17 protein-coding genes are annotated in these 18,528 nt (G+C 45.7%); 9 read left to right on the plus strand and 8 right to left on the minus strand.

The window, feature by feature from the left end:
- Nucleotides 1–80 precede the first annotated feature (80 nt).
- Both LEP1GSC047_RS01480 and LEP1GSC047_RS01485 read left to right on the plus strand, forming a co-directional pair.
- Nucleotides 81–443, plus strand: a complete 363-nt coding sequence (locus LEP1GSC047_RS01480; RefSeq protein ID WP_010412588.1) for an STAS domain-containing protein — start codon at nt 81–83, stop codon at nt 441–443.
- Between the two features lie 61 nt (nt 444–504).
- Complete coding sequence (locus tag LEP1GSC047_RS01485) at nt 505–1,248, plus strand: LA_1326/LA_4305 family lipoprotein (RefSeq protein ID WP_039933897.1); 744 nt, start codon at nt 505–507, stop codon at nt 1,246–1,248.
- 1 nt (nt 1,249) lies between these two features.
- Here the strand turns inward: LEP1GSC047_RS01485 and ileS are convergent, their stop codons facing one another.
- The 4 genes from ileS to LEP1GSC047_RS01505 form a co-directional block, all read right to left on the minus strand.
- Nucleotides 1,250–3,994 carry an isoleucine--tRNA ligase gene (gene ileS, locus LEP1GSC047_RS01490; protein ID WP_010412582.1) on the minus strand — a complete coding sequence of 915 codons (2,745 nt, stop codon included), beginning with the start codon at nt 3,992–3,994 and terminating at the stop codon, nt 1,250–1,252.
- A gap of 6 nt (nt 3,995–4,000) precedes the next feature.
- The gene (locus LEP1GSC047_RS01495; RefSeq protein ID WP_010412578.1) at nt 4,001–4,636 is read right to left on the minus strand and encodes a leucine-rich repeat domain-containing protein; all 636 of its coding nucleotides are present in this window, start codon (nt 4,634–4,636) and stop codon (nt 4,001–4,003) included.
- Nucleotides 4,633–6,867 (minus strand): phosphoribosylformylglycinamidine synthase subunit PurL, encoded by a 2,235-nt coding sequence (gene purL, locus LEP1GSC047_RS01500; RefSeq protein ID WP_010412577.1) that lies wholly within the window; start codon nt 6,865–6,867, stop codon nt 4,633–4,635. The genes LEP1GSC047_RS01495 and purL overlap by 4 nt, the downstream gene beginning before the upstream one ends.
- A 193-nt stretch (nt 6,868–7,060) precedes the next feature.
- Nucleotides 7,061–7,540 carry a flavin reductase family protein gene (locus LEP1GSC047_RS01505; RefSeq protein WP_010412574.1) on the minus strand — a complete coding sequence of 160 codons (480 nt, stop codon included), beginning with the start codon at nt 7,538–7,540 and terminating at the stop codon, nt 7,061–7,063.
- A 56-nt stretch (nt 7,541–7,596) separates the two neighbouring features.
- On the opposite strand from LEP1GSC047_RS01505, the gene LEP1GSC047_RS21540 reads away from it, so the two are divergent.
- Both LEP1GSC047_RS21540 and LEP1GSC047_RS01510 read left to right on the plus strand, forming a co-directional pair.
- A complete protein-coding gene (locus tag LEP1GSC047_RS21540; RefSeq protein WP_020988138.1) occupies nt 7,597–7,743 on the plus strand; it encodes a hypothetical protein in 147 nt (48 codons plus the stop codon).
- A gap of 519 nt (nt 7,744–8,262) precedes the next feature.
- Nucleotides 8,263–8,514, plus strand: coding sequence for a hypothetical protein (locus LEP1GSC047_RS01510; RefSeq protein WP_238325500.1), 252 nt, complete (start codon nt 8,263–8,265; stop codon nt 8,512–8,514).
- A 184-nt stretch (nt 8,515–8,698) separates the two neighbouring features.
- Here LEP1GSC047_RS01510 and LEP1GSC047_RS01515 read toward each other — a convergent pair whose 3' ends face one another.
- Together LEP1GSC047_RS01515 and LEP1GSC047_RS01520 are read right to left on the minus strand one after the other, a co-directional pair.
- Complete coding sequence (locus LEP1GSC047_RS01515) at nt 8,699–9,667, minus strand: class I SAM-dependent methyltransferase (protein ID WP_010412565.1); 969 nt, start codon at nt 9,665–9,667, stop codon at nt 8,699–8,701.
- A 1,455-nt stretch (nt 9,668–11,122) separates the two neighbouring features.
- Nucleotides 11,123–12,601 (minus strand): amidase, encoded by a 1,479-nt coding sequence (locus LEP1GSC047_RS01520; RefSeq protein ID WP_020988063.1) that lies wholly within the window; start codon nt 12,599–12,601, stop codon nt 11,123–11,125.
- A 207-nt stretch (nt 12,602–12,808) separates the two neighbouring features.
- Between LEP1GSC047_RS01520 and LEP1GSC047_RS01525 the strand changes: the two genes are divergently transcribed.
- The gene (locus LEP1GSC047_RS01525) at nt 12,809–13,768 is read left to right on the plus strand and encodes an ankyrin repeat domain-containing protein (protein WP_010412555.1); all 960 of its coding nucleotides are present in this window, start codon (nt 12,809–12,811) and stop codon (nt 13,766–13,768) included.
- 208 nt (nt 13,769–13,976) lie between these two features.
- Entirely contained in the window at nt 13,977–15,632 is a 1,656-nt protein-coding gene (locus tag LEP1GSC047_RS01530; protein ID WP_238325501.1) for an HsdM family class I SAM-dependent methyltransferase, read from the plus strand.
- 41 nt (nt 15,633–15,673) lie between these two features.
- On the opposite strand, the gene LEP1GSC047_RS01535 is transcribed toward LEP1GSC047_RS01530, so the two are convergent.
- Entirely contained in the window at nt 15,674–16,099 is a 426-nt protein-coding gene (locus LEP1GSC047_RS01535) for a MarR family winged helix-turn-helix transcriptional regulator (RefSeq protein ID WP_020988083.1), read from the minus strand.
- A gap of 48 nt (nt 16,100–16,147) precedes the next feature.
- Nucleotides 16,148–16,612 (minus strand): MaoC family dehydratase, encoded by a 465-nt coding sequence (locus LEP1GSC047_RS01540; RefSeq protein ID WP_010568903.1) that lies wholly within the window; start codon nt 16,610–16,612, stop codon nt 16,148–16,150.
- A 461-nt stretch (nt 16,613–17,073) separates the two neighbouring features.
- On the opposite strand from LEP1GSC047_RS01540, the gene LEP1GSC047_RS01545 reads away from it, so the two are divergent.
- Genes LEP1GSC047_RS01545 through LEP1GSC047_RS01555 form a run of 3 tightly spaced genes read left to right on the plus strand, consistent with a single transcriptional unit; the run spans nt 17,074 to nt 18,523 of the window.
- Nucleotides 17,074–17,451 (plus strand): NADH-quinone oxidoreductase subunit A, encoded by a 378-nt coding sequence (locus LEP1GSC047_RS01545; protein WP_020988162.1) that lies wholly within the window; start codon nt 17,074–17,076, stop codon nt 17,449–17,451.
- Entirely contained in the window at nt 17,442–18,002 is a 561-nt protein-coding gene (locus LEP1GSC047_RS01550; protein WP_010412544.1) for an NADH-quinone oxidoreductase subunit B, read from the plus strand. The genes LEP1GSC047_RS01545 and LEP1GSC047_RS01550 overlap by 10 nt, the downstream gene beginning before the upstream one ends.
- Nucleotides 17,999–18,523 (plus strand): NADH-quinone oxidoreductase subunit C, encoded by a 525-nt coding sequence (locus LEP1GSC047_RS01555; RefSeq protein WP_010412542.1) that lies wholly within the window; start codon nt 17,999–18,001, stop codon nt 18,521–18,523. The genes LEP1GSC047_RS01550 and LEP1GSC047_RS01555 overlap by 4 nt, the downstream gene beginning before the upstream one ends.
- Nucleotides 18,524–18,528 lie beyond the last annotated feature (5 nt).

Consider the following 18,528-nt stretch of genomic DNA (forward strand, 5'->3'; position numbering starts at 1 on the left):
CCTGGCGGTCGTTCCGAAATAAATCAACTAAGATACTTATTTCTTGACAGACTTCGAATTCCGATGCGTGTTATTTTCCCATGATTCTCAAGAGTCTCACCCGAGACAATCATCTCGTTCTCTCGGTCCAGGAGGATATCCTGATGGATAATTCCCGCGACTTTTACGTGGAGTTTGAGGAAAGCGTTCGGCCTGGATACCCCGCAATCATTAGTTTTCACCTTGGCCTGGTCAAATTTATAGATTCTTCGGGGATCGGAATCATTATTAAAGTCAGGAATCAAATCCGGGATAAAAACGGTATTGTAAACATCTTCGGCTTAAATAAGTCCCTCCATTCCGTTTTTCGGCTTTCCGGGCTGGATCGAATCGTAAACCTTTACACTATGGAAGAATTCCTGGAAAAATATCCGAACTTTTCGGAATTTCTCCAAGGAGACTGAAACTCTTCTCTTCCGAACCCGTTCTTAAATACAGATGAAACGACCTTTTTTTTCCGACTCGATGCAACAAACGTTTTTTTCAAAAAGCTTCCCTTTCTTTCCGATCCTAGCGCGTTTCTTTCTTGCCTGCATAGTTTTCGGCATTTCAAACTGTTACCCTTACGCCAACCGAGAGATCGTGTTCCGCTCCGAAGGAATCGCTCTTTTCAAAATCGACCCGAAAGATTTACCCGGTTTTTACAAAATAACGAAAACCAATTCGCTCGACCATCCGATCCAGTTGGATCAGAATAAAGTAAAGGACTATCTCGGAAATCTGAGATATTCCAAGAGGACGGCTATCGGATATTTTTCCGATTTCGTTTTTTCCGATCACGAGCTGGATCTTTTGGCGAGGGATTTGCCTTTTGCCCTAAAGGCTCTTCCTAAAGACAAGCTACTGCTACTCGTCACGAAGTATGACGATACCCAATCGGTTATTTCCTATGACGAATTGACTACCTGCATCCTTTGGGCGACGGACGCCAGATTGAATGTCGTTTTCGGCAGAATTAAACGTGAGATCGTTGATAAGGATCAAACTCTCTTGTTCGACCGTTGGACTCGAATCGAAGAGATTCCGTTGGAGCAATCTACGGACGGAACCGAAATCGTGGAAGGGGAAAATTTCGACTTCGGTCTCGCGGGAGGAGTTCCCCAGCGCAAATGGGTCTCCTTTGATTTAAAGAATCCGACCAAGTATAAATTCTTACCTAGAAAACAATACGGCCCCGTTAAACTGACCGACGAAAACGATCGCCCTTGAGTTAGATCGAGACAGCCTCGGCGCAACGAAGGCAAAGTTCTCCTTTCCGTTCTTCCGCAGGGTGTCTCCAACAGCGAGGGCATTCGCCTTCTTTCGGTCTGACGATTCGGACCGCAAATTCTTCGTCGGAATGTTCTGCGAGAATCTCCCGCTCCGTTTGATCGAAGCGGACCTGAGATACGGTAAAAATCAGCTCCAGCGCGGCGTTGGAAAAACGATTCTTGAGTTCGGTACTTCCCTTTCCGGTCAGTTCAACCGCGCCTTCCAGAGACTTTCCTAGTTTTCCCGCTTGTCTCGCGACTTCGAGGGCTTTGTGAACGATCTCTCGGGCGGCTAGGGTTCTTTCAAAGTCCGCTTCCAATTTAGGATCTCGAACCTTGGATAAATCGGGGAAGTCTTCCAAAAAGACCGAGTCTCTCTTATCGTTTTCCTTCCAAACTTCTTCCGCCGTGAAGCTCAGAATCGGAGCCGAATAAATACAAAGAGTATCCAATATGATTTGCAATACCGTGGAAGAGGAGCGTCTCGTTTTCGATCCCCTTCGATCGCAGTACATTCTATCCCTTATCATCTCGAAATAATCCTGGGATAAGGTTACGGTGCAGAAAAGAAGAAGTTTTTGGTAAACTTGATGGAACTGGTAGCTTTCGTAATATGCTTTCAGTTCTTCCGTCAAATGCGCCAATCTGGATAAGTAATAGCGATCCACTTCCTCCAATTCATCGATCGTTAAATTTTGCTCGGGCGTATGACCGGCCAGATTTCCCAACAGGTAGCGGAACGTATTTCTAATTTTTCGATAATTGTCCGCGATCGTTTTAAGGCCTTCTTTCCCGACCCGAACATCGTCGCGAAAATCCTGGGAACTTACCCAGAGTCTTAGAATATCCGCCCCGTAAACGTTGATGATGTCTTTGGTAGGATCGATTCCGTTGCCCAAGGATTTCGACATGGCACGTCCTTGTTCATCCAGGACATAACCGTGAGTCAGTACGGATTTGTAAGGAGGGATTCCCCTTAATGCCATGGACGGCCACAAACTGGATTGAAACCAGCCCCTATGTTGATCCGATCCTTCCAGATAGAGGTCCGCAGGAGGTTCGGGTCCTCGTTCGCTTAATACGGCAAAGTTAGATACACCCGAATCGAACCAAACGTCTAGGATGTCCTTCCCCTTTCTAAAGGAGGACGAACCGCATTTTCCGCATTTCGTGCCCGGTGGAAGCAAGGCATCCGCGGGTTCGGTATACCAAATCTCTATTCCTTTTTGTCTTACGATCTCCGTGAAGAAGCGGACCGAATCGGAATCCAGATGGGTTTCCCCGCAGTCTTCGCAGGTAAAAGCCGGAATCGGGACCCCCCAATTTCTTTGACGAGACAGACACCAATCCGGTCGGGTCTCCACCATCGATCGAATTCGGCTGATTCCCCAGCTAGGAATCCATTGGACTTTATCGATCGCTTCCAGCGATTTTTCCCGAAGGCCTTTGTGATCAATTTGAAAGAACCACTGAGGAGTCGCCCTGAAGATGAGAGGTTTCTTACTCCTCCAACTATGCGGGTAGCTATGTTCGAATTCGGAATAGTGAAGCAATAAACCTTTTTCTTTCAGGAGTTCCACGATTTTAGGATTTGCATCCCAAACTTTGGTCCCTTTCATCATCGGGAATTCATCGGTATATCTACCGTAATCATCCACGGGAGAATAGGGTTCCAGTCCTGCCGCTAATCCCACTTTATAATCGTCTTGTCCGTGACCGGGAGCCGTATGCACCGCGCCGGTTCCTGCATCGAGGGTCACATGTTCGCCGAATAGAGGGATGGAGTCCCGATCCAAAAACGGATGTTGAAATACCATGGATTCAAGATCTTGGTTCGTAACGGTGCCGGACTTCTCTAGAGTGACTCCCGTGGCTTTCTCGACCGCCTCTTTCAATCCATCCGCAAGTAAGAGCGAATCTCCATCCTGAGTTTTATAGAATGAATAGGAGAATCTAGGATTAAAACTGATCGCTAGGTTGGCCGGTAAGGTCCAAGGGGTGGTCGTCCAGATTAAGGAATAGCTTTTGTCCTTCCCCTTTACCGGAAATTTCACGTAAATCGAAGGGGATCTATGCGGGTGGTATTCGATTTCCGCTTCCGCGTGGGCGGTCGCCAATTCGATGCACCAGTATACCGGTTTTTTTCCGCGATATATATAGCCTTTGTCGAAAAGGGCGCCGAAAATCTCCACAATCTTCGCTTCGAAGTCCGGACTCATCGTTTTGTAAATACGGCCTTTTTCCCAAAAACATAAAAAGCGAGAAAGGTCTTGTCCTTGTTTGACCACGAATTCTTCCGCGTAGTCGCGGCAAAGTTTTCGAAGTTCTTCGGGGCCGATCTCTTTGGCTTTCTTTCCCAGATTTTTGAGAACTTGAACTTCTATCGGTAATCCATGACAGTCCCAACCTGGTATCATATCGGTATTAAATCCGGAAAGAGCCTTGGATTTAACGATCATATCCTTTAGGATTTTATTAAGCGAATGGCCCGTGTGGAAATTTCCGTTAGCGTAAGGAGGTCCGTCATGAAGCACGAATCCGGGTTTATCCTTCCTCTTTTCCCGCATTCTGCGAAAAAGATGTCCGTCCTCCCATTCTTTGATTTGCTCCGGTTCCCGGGTCGCCAAGCCGGCTTTCATCGGAAAATCGGTTTGCGGAAGTATGACTGTATTTGAATACGGATTTTTATTCTCTTCTTCTTTCATGGATATTTAAAATTCAATACGGACCTTAGGGAGTAATTTGCGCGCTGCGTTGACGTCGGCGGTTCTAAGTCCGGAGTCTTTTAGAATAAGAACCCGCAACTTCGGATGGTCGGCGAGCAGGTTTAGATTCTTGGGGAAAGCTACTATGTTCCTGTTTTTGGATAAATCCAGAATTTGCAGTTGTTGCAAATTTCCTAATAGATCTATGTCCGATTCGTTCAAAATCAATTTGTTTTGATCCAGATAGATGGCTTTGAGAGAAAGTCCTTTTAATTCGGGAGGAATCCTTTCAAAGTCGTTATTTCCCGCAAAGAGGACATGCAATTTTCCTAATTTTGCACAGGAGGCCGGAAGTCGCTTTAAGTCGTTTCCATAGACGTTTAGGTATTCCAGTTGTTGCAAATCCCCTAGATTTTCGGGAAGCGTTTCGAGTCGGTTCAGTCGAATATCCAACCATTTAAGATTCGGAAACGTAAATAATACCTGGGGGAAGGTGCCTAACTTTTGTAACCCTATATCCAATTTTTCAACTTTCAAAGGAGTTTGAGAAGCGACGGAAAGGATATCTTCGGCGGATCTTTTGCAAGAATTTCCGAAGAGTAGAAGTCCGGATAAAATCGGAAGAACGAGTAATCGAATCATCGGAACACCTCAACTAACCCGCTTTCGTAACGGTTCGAAAGTTCCGAAACGGGAATCTCTATTTTAAAATCGGCGATTCGCAGCTTTGGATCGGAAACCGTCTCTCCCAGTAGAAAGAAATCGAGACGCGTACTTAAAGTCGCTTCCCGAATCGATATTTCGTTTTTCATTTCGAAACCGATTAAAATGCAGGAAGCAGTCTCTCCGAACAGAGTCAAATCGATTCGATCTTGACGGAGTTCCTGTAGATTCGCTTCGATTCCTAAACCGGAGAAGATTGCCGTCTTGGCCAAAGCGATGGCTATTCCTCCCAAGGATAAATCGTGGGCCGAAACCACCCTGGAATCTTTTCCGAGGGAAACGATCAAATCCAGCAAAGACTTTTCGTGGGAGAGATCCAGCTCCGGGATCCGTCCTTGCACCGTCTGCCACCGGATTTTTTGGAATTCGCTCCCGCCTAGCGATGGGCGAAATTTTCCGATGAGGGCCAACTTGATTCCGGCCTTCCTAGGATAATTCCGTATTCCTAGTTTCTTGTTATTCAATATTCCGACCATTCCGATCGTTGGCGTGGGATAAATGGGTCCTTCGGGGGATTCATTATAAAAGGAGACGTTCCCTCCGGTTACCGGTAGTCCGAGGAAGCGACAAGCATCTCCCATCCCCCGAATACATTCGGAAAACATATAGTAGTTTTCCGGAATGTACGGATTGGCGAAATTCAGGTTATTCGTCACTCCGAGAGGATCGGCGCCGGTTACTGCGACGTTGCGCGCAGCTTCGCAGACGGCAAATATCGTTCCATGATAAGGATCCAGATACGTGTATCGGGAGTTGCAATCGGTTGCGGTAGCGAGCGCCCTGTCCGTTTCGGGAATGGCCGAGAGCCCGCCGTCGTATCCCGGGCCGATGAGTTTTACCAGCCCGACTTCGGTGTCATATTGCTCGATAATCGGTCTTCTAGAGGAAATATTCCAGCCTTCCAAAAGTTTCGAGAATATGGAATCGATTTCCTCGGTTTCCCGCAAGTCCGGTAAAGAGTGAAGAGTCCAAGCGGACACCTGATCCAGATATGCCGGGCGTTTTGTTTCACGAACGTAGCGGGGGGCTCCTCCGCCCAATACCAGGGATTCGGCAGGAATCTTGACCTTCAGTTTCCCGTCTTTATGGACTTCCAACATTCCGTCGTTCGTGACTTCTCCGATTTGAACCGCATTTAAATTCCATTTTTTGAATATTGAAACGAGTTCTTCTTCCCTGCCTTTGATCGGGATCACGAGCATTCTCTCTTGGCTCTCCGAAAGCATCGCCTCATAGGCGTTCATTCCGGTTTCCCGAAAAGGAACCAAATCCAAATCGATCCGCATTCCGGTCTTTCCCTTTGCGCTCATTTCGGACGTTGCACAGGAAATTCCTGCGGCTCCCATATCTTGAATTCCCACTAATAGGCCTTTTTGAATGGCTTCGAGAGAGGCTTCCATCAGAAGTTTTTCCATAAACGGGTCCCCGACTTGGACGGCGGACCGCTTCGACTCGGATTCCTTGGTTAGGTCTTTTGATGCAAAGGAAGCCCCATGAATTCCGTCTCTTCCGGTAGTAGAGCCTACGATAAAAACGGCGTTTCCGACTTTGCCTCCGGTAGTCGCGCTAGCCATTTGATCATGACGCACGATTCCGACCGTCATGGCATTTACGAGCGGGTTTTTGGAAAAACATTCATCGATAAAAAGTTCTCCACCGGACACGGCAATCCCGAGAGAATTTCCGTAATCGCCGATTCCCTTAACCGCCCTTGATAACAGATATTTATTTCGAGGTTCGTCAGGATTCCCGAAGCGGAGCGAATTCAAAGAGACGATCGGCCTAGCGCCCATAGTAAAAATGTCTCTCATGATTCCACCCACGCCGGTGGCCGCGCCCTGGTAAGGTTCGACTGCAGTGGGATGATTATGGCTTTCTATCTTGAAAACGACTGCGAGTCCGTCTCCGATATCCATAGCTCCCGCGTTTTCTTCCCCGGCTTGGGCCAGGAGTTTATCCGATTTTGTCGGAAGGGTCTTTAACTGCAGGATGGAATTCTTGTACGAGCAATGCTCCGACCACATAGCGGAGAAGACTCCGAGTTCGGTCGAGTTGGGAATTCTTCCCAATATTTCTTGGATCTTGGCGAATTCTTCCGTCGTGAGCCCGTGATCTAAGGCGTCTTCGAGGGAAACGGCTTCTTTTTCCATTACGGAACCAGTTTTTCCCGCTCTAGGCCCAAGGGAAACCACTTTCACCTAAATACGTTTATCTCGGAGCGGGGACGAAATACTTTCTATTTCCGAAACCGAGGAAATTCTAAGGTTCGGTAATAACCGGATCGGTGCCAGTCCGCCTTCTCTCCGGAATTTTTCCGGCCAGGAGCCTGCCTTGCTTTTCTTTTTAAATTCCGTAGTAAGCCCTGCGATAATAAAGAAGAGGTCGCTTTGAATCGTCCGAAGCGGCAAACAGAACCCGGCCCACTACGATAGTATGATCTCCTCCATCCACTTGCTTTTCCAAATCGCATTCCAAGCGAGATAGGGTCCCTTCCAAGTACGGGACTCCATTATGGCCCAAACTACAGGCTAGGGTTTGGATTAGCTCGTGTTTATCGATTTTTCCCGATGCAAATTGGTTGGATAGATTCTCCTGTTCCGCAGAAAGAATATTCACCGTAAATTTTCCCGATGCCAATAGGGGATCGTGGCTGGAGATATTCTTTTGCAAATTGAATAAGACCAGCGGAGGATCTAACGATAAGGAGCTAAAACTGCTTACGGTAAGTCCGCCCGTTCGAGTCGTATCCGAATACGTGATCACGGTTACGCCTGAGGAAAAATGAGAGAGAGCATTCTTAAAATCGTCGTGACTTAGGGGCATGCGGATATTTGATTCGGGTTCTCTGGATTTGTAAAGTTTTACTTCCCGGAACGCGAATGAATTTCCGGAAAGCAAAACGCATCTTTGACGCCGGCAAATCGCCTTTTTTGGCGACCTTTACTCGGGCCGGCGTCGGGAACCTAGTCGGTATCGATCCCAGAAATAATTTACTCTCTCGTTGCGTCACTCTATCTTGGGAATAAAGTTTGCTTATTTTGGAAACAATTTTCGATGAAAAAGGTCCGAATGTTCGGCAGAAGTTTTTCAGTATCGGAGGTTTTAGTTCCTTCGCTCTATGCGTTTTTTCCGTTTCGGTCTCTCGGGTTTCGATTATGCTTACGATTGACGATGAGCTTTTGAGAGTGAAATTCAATTAGAAAATCATAACATAAGTCAAGGGAAGGATTTTTATTTTTGATAATCCGATCGGGTTATTCGGATCATTGTGTAAAAATTATTGATTGCCTAAATACCGTGGAGAACGAAAATTCATAAATTATTTCCGATATTTTAGAAAAATTCCGAGAAGTCGTTTATCTATAAACTATAATCGAAATTAATAAAATTAATGAAATTAATAATTTACTCAGTAATAAATAAATGTTATATTGCGAAGTCTTTATGGGGAGTCGCGGATGGCTTTTTTTACCGTTAGAATTGAGCTCAAGAATGAGCCGAGACATAATTTGGACAATGACCCTTATCGAGTTCTAGATAAAGAAATGAAAAAAAGAAAATTCAAGACGACGATCTCGGGATTGCCCGGAAAAGTTTTTGAACTTCCAAAGGCGGAGTACATCTATCAGGGCGACGAAGATTTGGACGGTGTTTTTCGCTTAGCGCTCTCTGCCACAAAGAAAACGGACGGAAAATATTCCATTATCGTCGATCAAATCGTCAGAAGTCGATGGACCGGACTCGAAGATGCGTATTTTATAAAACAATTAATGGATTACGAAGAAAGCGTTTGTTAATACGCAAGCGCTCGTCGAATTTTTCGGATGCGAGTTTGAATTAGACTTTAAATAAGCCTAATGTGATGGAGCTACATCGGAAATTTGCCGCAACGATAGATTTTATCCCGGTTTTTTATCGTATTGCCGGTTCAAATAAATTTCGAAGCAGTTTCGAAAGTTGAATTTTTTCGTTAAATCGGGATCAAATAACTCGCTGGGTCGGCTTGTTTTCATTCCGGAGAGAATTTCTGGAAATCGATTTCAGCCGGTTGAACGTAACCTTGTGGAGTTTTTCATTCTGAAGGGACAAATGTTTCCGTTCCTTACGAAATAGCGCAAAAAGAGTAAGATTTACGTTGATACGCCTAAACGTTAATTTCCAAATTAGTAAAGTACCAAAGTAGAATAATTTCTTCAAAATAACGCCTAATTTAGCGCTGCTCCCGGAAACGGAGGCAATCGGTTTTAAAATAGTGAATTCCACCGAAGAAAATCCGCATTGCTTTGATAGCATCGCTAGGGTTTTTTCGGAATAATCATTTATATGATCTTTCGCTTCCAGATAATGATAATCGGGCTTCATTCCGTTGATTAAAACCTTTAACTTTGCTTTATATAGTTGAACCGGAAAGTTGGGGGTTTGAATGAATAGAAACCCGCCCGGTTTTAATAATGTGAGCAGATACGTAATTAAGCCGTGAGGTTTCGGGATGTGTTCGATCACATCCCAAAGTGTGATAATATCGAAATGCGCCTCAGGAAGGCCGCTGGTTTGCACGATACCGGAATGGACGTTTTTTAATCCGTTTTTTTCCTTCGCGAACTTTATCGCTTGGTTTGAGATCTCATAACCGACAGCATCCCAGCCCGGTCGATCATTATTGACCATTTTAATGAAGAAACCGAGCCCACAACCTACATCAAGGATGTTTCCCTTAGGTGAAGATAGAAATTTTTCTATGAAATCCTGGTAAATTTCTCTGTGTGCCAGGTCCCACCAATTTAAATCGTAGGAAGTCTCCTCTTCGCCCCAGTATCCTTCATAATGTTCGTCTTGTTCGTACGTGGAAAATACGTGATCGCAATCTAAACAACGAACTATGGCGATACTGTTTTCGATAAAAACGGTTTCGTTTCTTTGGCTTTTGCAGAGGTAGCATGTCTGATTCAAGTGATTCTTCCTTCGGGGATTTTCATTCTATTTGCAGATGGCTTTCTAAATTGCCTGTTTTACCATCGGATTCGGTTAAAAACTCGCGTTACTACTGAACCCCGGCTATGAAGTTTGAAATCGTCGTTTCTAAAATTCGAAAATGTTGTAAAATGTTTTATATTAGAATTGCTTCCCTTTGTCATCAAAAATTACAAAATTTAGTTCACGATGATCACTCAAGTAATAATATTTAATGAAATAAGTCCCGAACGTACTGTCTTTGAGTAGGGTTTGGCCATAAATTTTACAAAATCATTTATGAGATTTTCTTAAAAGCAGAGGACAGAGGACAGAGGACAGAGGACAGAGGACAGAGGACAGAGGACAGAGGACAGAGGACAGAGGACAGAGGACAGAGAATTATTTCTATTTCCCTGGCAACAATTTTTTCAAAAGCGAATTATGTTGGAGCGAGGTGTTACTGGATTTTCGATGTGGGGGTATCAGGGGGGTGACAGCTCAAGTGTGTAAATGACTTGTTAATAAATTAAAAAACATAGTAGATTCTTCCTCCTACCCCAGCATTTCCAACATCGCGCAGCTTCTGTCTAGCGTGAGCAAAGCGAACGCGTCTGTCTTGCAGAGGACAGAAGACAGAGGACTGAAGACAGAACATTGATGAGCGGAGATTCCACGTTCTAGAGGAAGATTTTTGTGTTATAGTGGATTTTTCCTCTACTTCTCTAACCTTTCCAACATCTAGCAGCTACTGTCCTCAGGTGCGCCAGGCAAAGTCTGGGATTTCCAATGGAGGGAAGGACTCCATCCTGCTCATTGTTCATTCGGCAGGTAGCGAAAAGAGCCTTTGTAACGGTAACGGAACAAAGGAAGCCTCTCGTAGCAAAGAAATGAGCCATAGCGAAAGCGAACCAATGTTGGAAGCCTCGTAACAGAAATAAGTGGTATTAGCCAGTCTCTCTGATAAGATGAAGCTTGGAATCGACAAGGTAGAAATGAACAAATGCACTTGTCGGAATACTCGGGGTAAAGTTGGATAGCGCGTTTCGAAGGAAACACCAGGAACCTGGGAGATCCTTATTTGTGCTTAAATGCAACAAGTGTAGAGAACGAATAATTTACATTTGGCGAATAAGGAAGTCGGAAGAACTCAAAGTAGCGAAGAACTGGGGTAATGCCCAGGGAGCGAAGGGGTTCTTATAGAGAATGCTTAGAAATTAAAGGAGTAAGCCCGCTTGATGGAAACATTCACTACGGAAATAGATAAGAACCCATTGAATCATGATGGATTATCGGAAAAACTAACTCAATTAAAATCCAAGCTCTACCAAAAAGCGAAAGCAATGAGGTACAGTCTCTTAAAAGAGCCGAATGCGGGAAATCTGCACGTTCGGTTCGTTGAGGGGGATGGAAGTCTAACAGACTTCCATCTCTACTCTACTCCTCAGTCCTCTGCTAGCTCGCCCAGGGTTTTGCCTTTTCCAGTTGTGAGGCGAGTCGGATCAGGATATCCTCCCGACCTCGAGCTCCTGTAAACATCATTCCGATCGGCAAGCCGAATCTTGTGCGAGACAAGGGAACGGACATCGAGGGCTGGCCCGTTAAATTTGCGAGCTGAGTAAACGGAGTGCGGGATAGATTTTTTTCCAAAAGTTGATCGACCATGCCCGTAGCCAATAGAAGTTTTCCTAAGCCGGCTCGGCCTATGATTTGCATCGCAATCTCTTCGTAGAACTTCGGAGCTAATTCCCCGATCTTGGCGGGTGGTTCCGCGGTTGCGGGAGTAAGATAAACGTCATACTCTCGATGGAACTCCTCGGTTCGAAAGGCCGCCTGATCCCAATAGCGGATTGCCGAGACGAATTCTCCGGCTCCAACCGAACGACCCAATAAACCCAGGATCCATGTCGTAGATTCTACATCGCCCATCCTGGCTTTTCTTCCGAGCACAGTTTCTAATTTTTGAATTTCTGCGGCCACTTCTCCGAAATACATCATGATGTAGGCTTTCGCCAGTTTTTTTCCGTCGATCTTCGGGGTTGCCTCTTCCACTTTATGACCTAAGGATTTCAATAACTTGGCCGTTTCTAAAACCGCTTCCGAATGATCGGCATTGACTCCGGTGCCGATCGGAGATTGAAATGAATAAGCGATTCGTAATTTTCCGGGAGCTTTCCTGGTCTCGGAGAGAAAGGTTGCTTTAGGTTTTTCTAAATTAAAAGCTTCCGCTTGAGTGATTCCGCAAACTAAATCCAAAATTGCCGCGCTATCCCGTACGGATTTTGTCAGCACATGATCGGCAGAGGCACCCTGCCAAACTCTTCCTAACGGATAGACCGGTACTCGTCCTCTACTCGGTTTTAATCCGAATAATCCGCAATAAGCCGCCGGAATTCGAATCGAACCTCCGCCATCCGAAGCTGTGGCGACGGAAACCATTCCGGAGGCGACGGCTGCGGCCGATCCTCCGCTAGATCCGCCAGGGGTGCGTTCGAGGTCCCAGGGGTTTCGGGTCGGACCGTGAAGTTTCGGTTCGGTAATTCCCATCAAAGCGAATTCCGGAACATTCGTAGTGCCCATGAATATGAATCCGGCCTTTCTAAATCTCGAAACGAATTCCGTGTCCGATTCTGCGATGTATTTACGATACGCTTTGGAGCCGGAGGTGATTCTTTCTCCTTTCACTTCATGTATGATATCCTTCAGCAATATGGGAACCCCGAAAAAAGGTCCCTTGGGGCTTTTGCCGGAAGCGGCGAGGCTTCTTGCTTGTTCGATCGTTTGTTGTACGACTGCGTTTAATTTAGGATTCAGAGTCTCGATTTTCTTAGCCGAAAATTCCACTAATTCTTTCGGGTGGGCTTTTTTTCGACGGATCAGCTCGGAAAGCCCCAATGCATCGTACGCTTCGAAATCCTGCGCCTCTTTCGCCATAATATCCGTCCTATTCATTCTCCGATCATTTCCGAACCCGGTCTAATAATTAGGGGAACGAAATCGCTCGCGATTCTCTCTAAAGAAAAGGAACGCCGGAAGAATCGAGATGGGTCAAGGCAATTCTCGGAGAGTGAGGAATTTTCATTTTCCGAATAGGCAGCCTCTTCAAAATGGGCGCTAGGCACCAACGGGAACTCGAAGAATATGATTCTAACTCTAAAAAGGCACCGGAAATATTCCATCCCGCTCGCGTTATTTCTTTCTTTCTCCGTATCCGCTGCACCGGAACAAGACCGGGACTTTCTTTCTTCGGTGAAGGAAGGTAATCTAAAGAAGGTGGAGGCTCTGCTTTCCCAAGGCGCAAGAATCGACGCAAAGGATGGGGAAGGTCGGACCTCCCTCATGCTCGCTCAGGGCGAAGATGTAGTCGAATTTCTGATCAAGAACGGAGCAAACGTAAACGCCCAAGATCAGGAGGGAAATTCGGTCCTATACTATCGATTTCTTCCTTTATTAAAAGTAAAGGTTCCGGATATGGACGATCTAGCCGAGGCTAAGCGTTTGATCGAGTCCGGAGCCCAGGTCGAATACATGGCCCGAAAAGGGGAGGATCAGCATCCGGTTTCTCTTCTGAATATGGCGATACGGAACAAGAACCTAACGCTGGTAAAATTTCTAGTAGAGAACGGAGCGAACCCGAATCATGATCCCGGTGGCGTAGAGGAATATCCTCTCTTTCTTGCGGTTGGCGGAGCTTCTTCTTCTCCGGATCTTGCGATCACCGAATACTTGTTGGCAAACGGAGCGAAACCCGTTTTTACGAGTCGACTAAAAGAGATGCAAACTCCCGAAGGGTCCAAACAAATCGGAGCTCGAAACGCCTTTCACTACGCAACGGAAACGCTCGGCACCGATCCGAAAATTTTCGATCTTCTCGCAAAAGCGGGCACGAACCTGAATCATCGGGATGCCCGGGGTAAAACTCCTTTGCTAGAGGCAATTTCCCGAAAGAATGTCGGCGCGGCGGAGAAGCTCATAGCTTTAGGCGCAGACATCACTCTTTCGGATATCGAAGGCAAAACTGCATTCGACTTGGCAAAAGAGGTACAACTGGAATCAGTTGCACGTCTTATTGGCGAAAAACTTTCGCCTAAAACTCCTTAGTCGCACTTTTTAAATTTTTTTCGTATGATAACTGTATACTAAGCGTATTCTAAAGATATTTCCGGCAAAAAATCCTCCTTTTTTTTATTTCCCCAATAAGGCTTGTAAGCATCTTCGAATCCGAATTCGTCGTATTAACGCTAAATAGGCGGGCGGCTCGCTAAGCTAAATGTTTATTCAGTCATCTGGCAATACTTCGAAACATAGATTGATTACTTCCTCCAAGGCTTTAGGTCAATTTTTTACACCTCCTCCTTTGGCGAGAATAATGGTCGAATGGACTTCAGGCGCAAAATCGAAGTTCGAAGTTAATTCTCCGTTTCGAGTCTTGGATCCAGCAGCGGGCAAAGGAATTTTTTTTTCCATGACCGATTGTTCCCTTCCGACCGAATTCCACGGTTGGGAGATCGATCCGATTCTCTATCGAGAATGTCAGCAAGTTCTTGACAAAAGTGGAGCGCAAGGCGGCTCAAAGTTTTTCACTTTAGGGGACTTCTTAACCGCGAAAGTGGATTTTCTTTACGATGCCATTCTGTGTAATCCGCCTTACAAGCGACTGAATCATTCGAAACTCGGAAACGATCTGCTCAAGACATTCAAAGATCAGGTAGGCGTTTCGATTCCGGGTACTGCAAACTTATACGTTTTTTTTCTTTTAAGAATTCTTTCCTTATTGAAGGAAGGTGGAAGAGCGGCGGTGCTCCTTCCTTACGAATTCTTAAACGCGGGATATGGAATCCCCGTTAAGCGGGCGCTTCTCGAATCGGATTCTCTTAGAAGAATTCTTTTCTTGGATTCATCCTGGTCTTTGTTTTCGGGAGCCGTAACTTCCTCCTGTATACTGTTTTTGGAAAAATTAAAACCGGAATCATCCGGATTTTTATGGTCGCGCGTTCCTTCGTCGACGCTTAATGGCGAAGGAACATCCATCGAAAGTTTGGAATGGCGAGAGGTAGTATTAAATGCCGGAGACAAATGGACTCGATTACTACGGGAAAATAAGGATATTATTTATAAAATAAAAAGTGATGCGAAAATATCGTCTAACAATAATTATGTGAGTATGGCGAAGAGTTACCAACTTGATAAGGTTTCGATTCTTGAGTTCGGAAAATTTCGCAGGGGAATCGCCACAGGAGATAACGGATTTTTTCTACTTTCCGAAAAAGAAGTTTTGAATTTACAGATACCTCCCGAATTTCTTCGCTCTTCCATTCCAAAAGCCCAATATGCACTTTCTCCTTTTTTTACCGGCGACGACTGGAATGTGCTTCGATCGGGCGGAGCTAAGGTCTGGCTTTTAGACGCTAAGGAAGTTCGAAGTATAGACAATCATAAGGGAATTAAGAAATATCTGGAGGAGGGAATTAAGCGAGGCGTTCCGAATCGTTTTCTCCCTTCCCGAAGAAGACCCTGGCATTCGCAAGAAAGCAGGGAACCTTCCAGGATCTTGGCGACTTCCTTTCATCGGGAGGATATTCGATTCGTCTTGAATTCGAGTCCTGCGGTCAATCTTACCTGTTTTCACGGCTTTACCGCAAAGCCCGGATACCAGGAGTATGAGGATCTTTTGTTCGCGTATTTAATCACACCCCACGCCCATAAAGAATTGGAATCCAGAACCAGGGAATACGCTCAAGGATTGAGAAAAGTGGAACCGGGCGATCTGAATTCTTTAATCGTGCCTGATTTCCGAAAGTTGCATGAAATCGAAAAAGAAAAAATCGGCTCTCTTCTGTCCAAATATAGGGAACTACTTTATCCGTGGACTCCGGGTAGGCGCAGAAAGCCGGAGCAAATAGTCGGAAAGAATCCGGCCGAAAGGCAATTGCTCGTTTCCATCCAGGAATTTTTCTATTTATAACGAAAATCGAAATTCTAAACGGGAATTACGGCTTTCGGGAGTTATTTTAAATTTTTATAAAGTTTGTCCAGCAGCCGGACTAATTCCTTTTTTTCGGGCTCCGAAAATCCCTTGTACAATCCGGAAAGAAGGGATCTTGAAATACCGAGCATAATGGGTCGTATGGAATAGGCTTTTTTCGTCAGCTGGAGATTTACGACTCTCTGATCCTGGTTATCCCGGGCCCGCTCCACATATCCTAGGTCTTCCAACTTGTCCACCAGCGCCGTTAAAGTCGATTTGTCTCTATCGATCATTTTGGCGATTTCCTGCATCGGAACTTTCTTGGACATGGCTAGCGCAAAAAGTATATCGGCGTGAGTGGTGGACAATTGTCCGAGGCCTTTTTCCTTGAGTTCCCAATTTAAGTGTCGATGAAATTCGTCTCGTATACGCGATATTAAGTAAATTATTGTTCGGGGATTCATTTATATCTTTCTATCTTCGAAGTTGCGGGAAGGTAAGGATGCTTTCGCTTAAGCGAATTGGTAGAGATAGATGACCTCTCCGATCGCGGCGGGCTTAGGCGCACCTTCCACTTCGAAGCTGAGTTTCAGAGTCATTCTTGCGGTTCCCCGGAGATCCTTTAATTCGATCAGTTCCGCACGGAGCTTGAGCTTAGAGCCGACTTTTACCGGATCCAGGAACCGTAGTTTTTCCATCCCGTAATTGATTCCCATTTTGATATTTTTCAGTTCTAAAATCTGAGAGAGTAAGTAGGGGGCCATGGAAAGAGTCAGATATCCGTGGGCGATGGTCGTCCCAAAGGGAGATTCTTTGGCAGCGCGAGCCGGGTCCGTGTGGATCCACTGATGGTCCAGGGTCGCTTCGGCAAACTTATTAATCTGCTCCTGCGTAATTTCATGAGGAGCGGAAACTCCGAGTTCCTTTCCTACATATGCTTCGAGTTCCGCAAAACTAGATAAAACGAGTTTGGCCATCGCGACTTCCTCCATCCGCTCTCGCGGGATTTTATTGAAACTGGAGGAAGAGATGGTTTTGTCACCAACTTTTTAGATCAAAAACAGAACGATCGTTACGTCGGTTATACTTTGTTTGCGGGGCTATCTCCGAATTTTCGATGTACTTGGTACATAAGGTAGAGGCAGAGACAGATCAGCCCTTCCATCATCATAATATCCGGACGAAAAATATATTCCATTTTACTAACCTTCTATCGGGCAGAATCGGCCTCTTTCATCTCGCGGATGTGAAGAAGGGAATACAAATCCGTAAAAAAATTATCCCCAGACCGTCGCTTATCGTCTTGGATAGAGAGTGCTTTTTCGGTCCCTCCGGACGGAAGCCGGAGAATAAATCTCATTTGCGTTCTTTTCGCTATTTATGTTTCAAAAGGATTGACAGTTGCCCCCGCGCAGGTTCCGATAGAAGTAGGATAGATATGGGAAGCTCGCCCGAACATTTAGGCCCCCTCCTGATACAATTCCTTCTCGGAGTAGGATTCTCCGCCCTTATCCTCGGCCTCGCGTTTCTCTTAAATCCTAAGAAAAAATCCAAACCTCACGATACCTTCGAATGCGGGGTCCCGTATTACGGTGATGCCAAAGGTTTGTTTAATATTAAGTTTTATTTGGTAGCGGTGCTGTTTATACTCTTCGATATCGAAGCAGTATTTCTTTTTCCGTACGCGGTAAATTTAAAAGCGTTTAAGGAAGCCGGTCTCGGTCCGTTTCTATTGGCGGAGATGTTCGTCTTTATTCTTATTTTAGTCGTCGGTTTATATTATATACGTAGAAAGGGGGCGTTAGAATGGGATTGAACGATCAACTCAATCAGCCCGGTCAGATGTACGGCGATATGATTCAGGTTGCCAGTGCGGATACGATCATTAATTGGGGGAGAAGTTACTCTCTTTGGCCCTATCCGTTTGCGACGGCCTGCTGCGGAATCGAGTATATGAGCACTTCCTGCTCCGACTATGACATCGCTAGATTCGGTGCAGAGCGTCCCTCGTTTTCGCCAAGACAGGCGGATATGATTCTTGTCTTGGGAACGATTACGTATAAAATGGCGCCTGTTCTTCGCGAGATTTACGATCAACTTTCGGAGCCGAAGTTCGTGATCAGTTACGGTGCCTGCGCTTCTTCCGGCGGAATGTTCCACGCGTATTCCGTTTTACAGGGGATCGATAGGATTCTTCCCGTTGATCTGTATGTCCCGGGATGTCCTCCTCGACCGGAAGCGCTTCTGGATGCGGTGGTAAAGCTTCAAGAGAAAGTTAAAACCCAAGGCTTGGAAGCGAGACGTCAGGAAGTGATGAGTAAAATTCGGGAGATCAATGAAAGAAACAAACCTTTGGTTGTCCGATGAAAGAAACGATAGATCGCTTCCTCAGAGACAAGTTTCCGCAATACGTCTATAAGGAGGAAGAGGTTATCTCCAACCTCCCCGTATTCTTCCTGAAAGCCGAAGGAATTGTTCCCGTCTTCACCGCACTTAAAACGGCGCCGGGAATAGAACTGAATTATCTCAACGACCTGACCGCAATCGATTGGCTGGGAAAGAAAGAGCCGAGGTTCGAAGTCTGCTATCTTTTGCGGTCCGGAAGTAAGTCCTCCACTCGAGTCCAGTTCAAGGTTCCTCTTTCGGAAGGAGAGGGAGTTCCTAGTATTGTAACTATTTTTAAGGGCGCGAACTGGCCGGAGCGGGAAGTGTACGATCTTTTCGGTATTCCGTTCCTTAATCATCCTCAGTTGGAACGACTGATCATGCCCGACAATTTCCAAGGACATCCTTTGCGAAAAGATTTTCCGTTGGAGGGATTCGGCCAAGATTATTTGATCGAAGACCTCCTGACGATTCACATCCAGGATGATATGGAGGCAGGATGACGATC

Source organism: Leptospira inadai serovar Lyme str. 10, assembly GCF_000243675.2.
In the GTDB taxonomy this organism is placed as follows: domain Bacteria; phylum Spirochaetota; class Leptospiria; order Leptospirales; family Leptospiraceae; genus Leptospira_B; species Leptospira_B inadai.

What these genes read in the sequence shown, in the direction of transcription:
- LEP1GSC047_RS21540 (WP_020988138.1), top strand. Translation starts at nt 7,597, where the DNA reads ATGAATTTCCGGAAAGCAAAACGCATCTTTGACGCCGGCAAATCGCCT.
- purL (WP_010412577.1), bottom strand. Translation starts at nt 6,867, where the DNA reads ATGGAAAAAGAAGCCGTTTCCCTCGAAGACGCCTTAGATCACGGGCTC.
- LEP1GSC047_RS01550 (WP_010412544.1), top strand. Translation starts at nt 17,442, where the DNA reads ATGGGATTGAACGATCAACTCAATCAGCCCGGTCAGATGTACGGCGAT.
- LEP1GSC047_RS01485 (WP_039933897.1), top strand. Translation starts at nt 505, where the DNA reads ATGCAACAAACGTTTTTTTCAAAAAGCTTCCCTTTCTTTCCGATCCTA.
- ileS (WP_010412582.1), bottom strand. Translation starts at nt 3,994, where the DNA reads ATGAAAGAAGAAGAGAATAAAAATCCGTATTCAAATACAGTCATACTT.
- LEP1GSC047_RS01545 (WP_020988162.1), top strand. Translation starts at nt 17,074, where the DNA reads ATGGGAAGCTCGCCCGAACATTTAGGCCCCCTCCTGATACAATTCCTT.
- LEP1GSC047_RS01505 (WP_010412574.1), bottom strand. Translation starts at nt 7,540, where the DNA reads ATGCCCCTAAGTCACGACGATTTTAAGAATGCTCTCTCTCATTTTTCC.
- LEP1GSC047_RS01555 (WP_010412542.1), top strand. Translation starts at nt 17,999, where the DNA reads ATGAAAGAAACGATAGATCGCTTCCTCAGAGACAAGTTTCCGCAATAC.
- LEP1GSC047_RS01535 (WP_020988083.1), bottom strand. Translation starts at nt 16,099, where the DNA reads ATGAATCCCCGAACAATAATTTACTTAATATCGCGTATACGAGACGAA.
- LEP1GSC047_RS01495 (WP_010412578.1), bottom strand. Translation starts at nt 4,636, where the DNA reads ATGATTCGATTACTCGTTCTTCCGATTTTATCCGGACTTCTACTCTTC.
- LEP1GSC047_RS01540 (WP_010568903.1), bottom strand. Translation starts at nt 16,612, where the DNA reads ATGGCCAAACTCGTTTTATCTAGTTTTGCGGAACTCGAAGCATATGTA.
- LEP1GSC047_RS01510 (WP_238325500.1), top strand. Translation starts at nt 8,263, where the DNA reads ATGAAAAAAAGAAAATTCAAGACGACGATCTCGGGATTGCCCGGAAAA.
- LEP1GSC047_RS01520 (WP_020988063.1), bottom strand. Translation starts at nt 12,601, where the DNA reads ATGGCGAAAGAGGCGCAGGATTTCGAAGCGTACGATGCATTGGGGCTT.
- LEP1GSC047_RS01525 (WP_010412555.1), top strand. Translation starts at nt 12,809, where the DNA reads ATGATTCTAACTCTAAAAAGGCACCGGAAATATTCCATCCCGCTCGCG.
- LEP1GSC047_RS01480 (WP_010412588.1), top strand. Translation starts at nt 81, where the DNA reads ATGATTCTCAAGAGTCTCACCCGAGACAATCATCTCGTTCTCTCGGTC.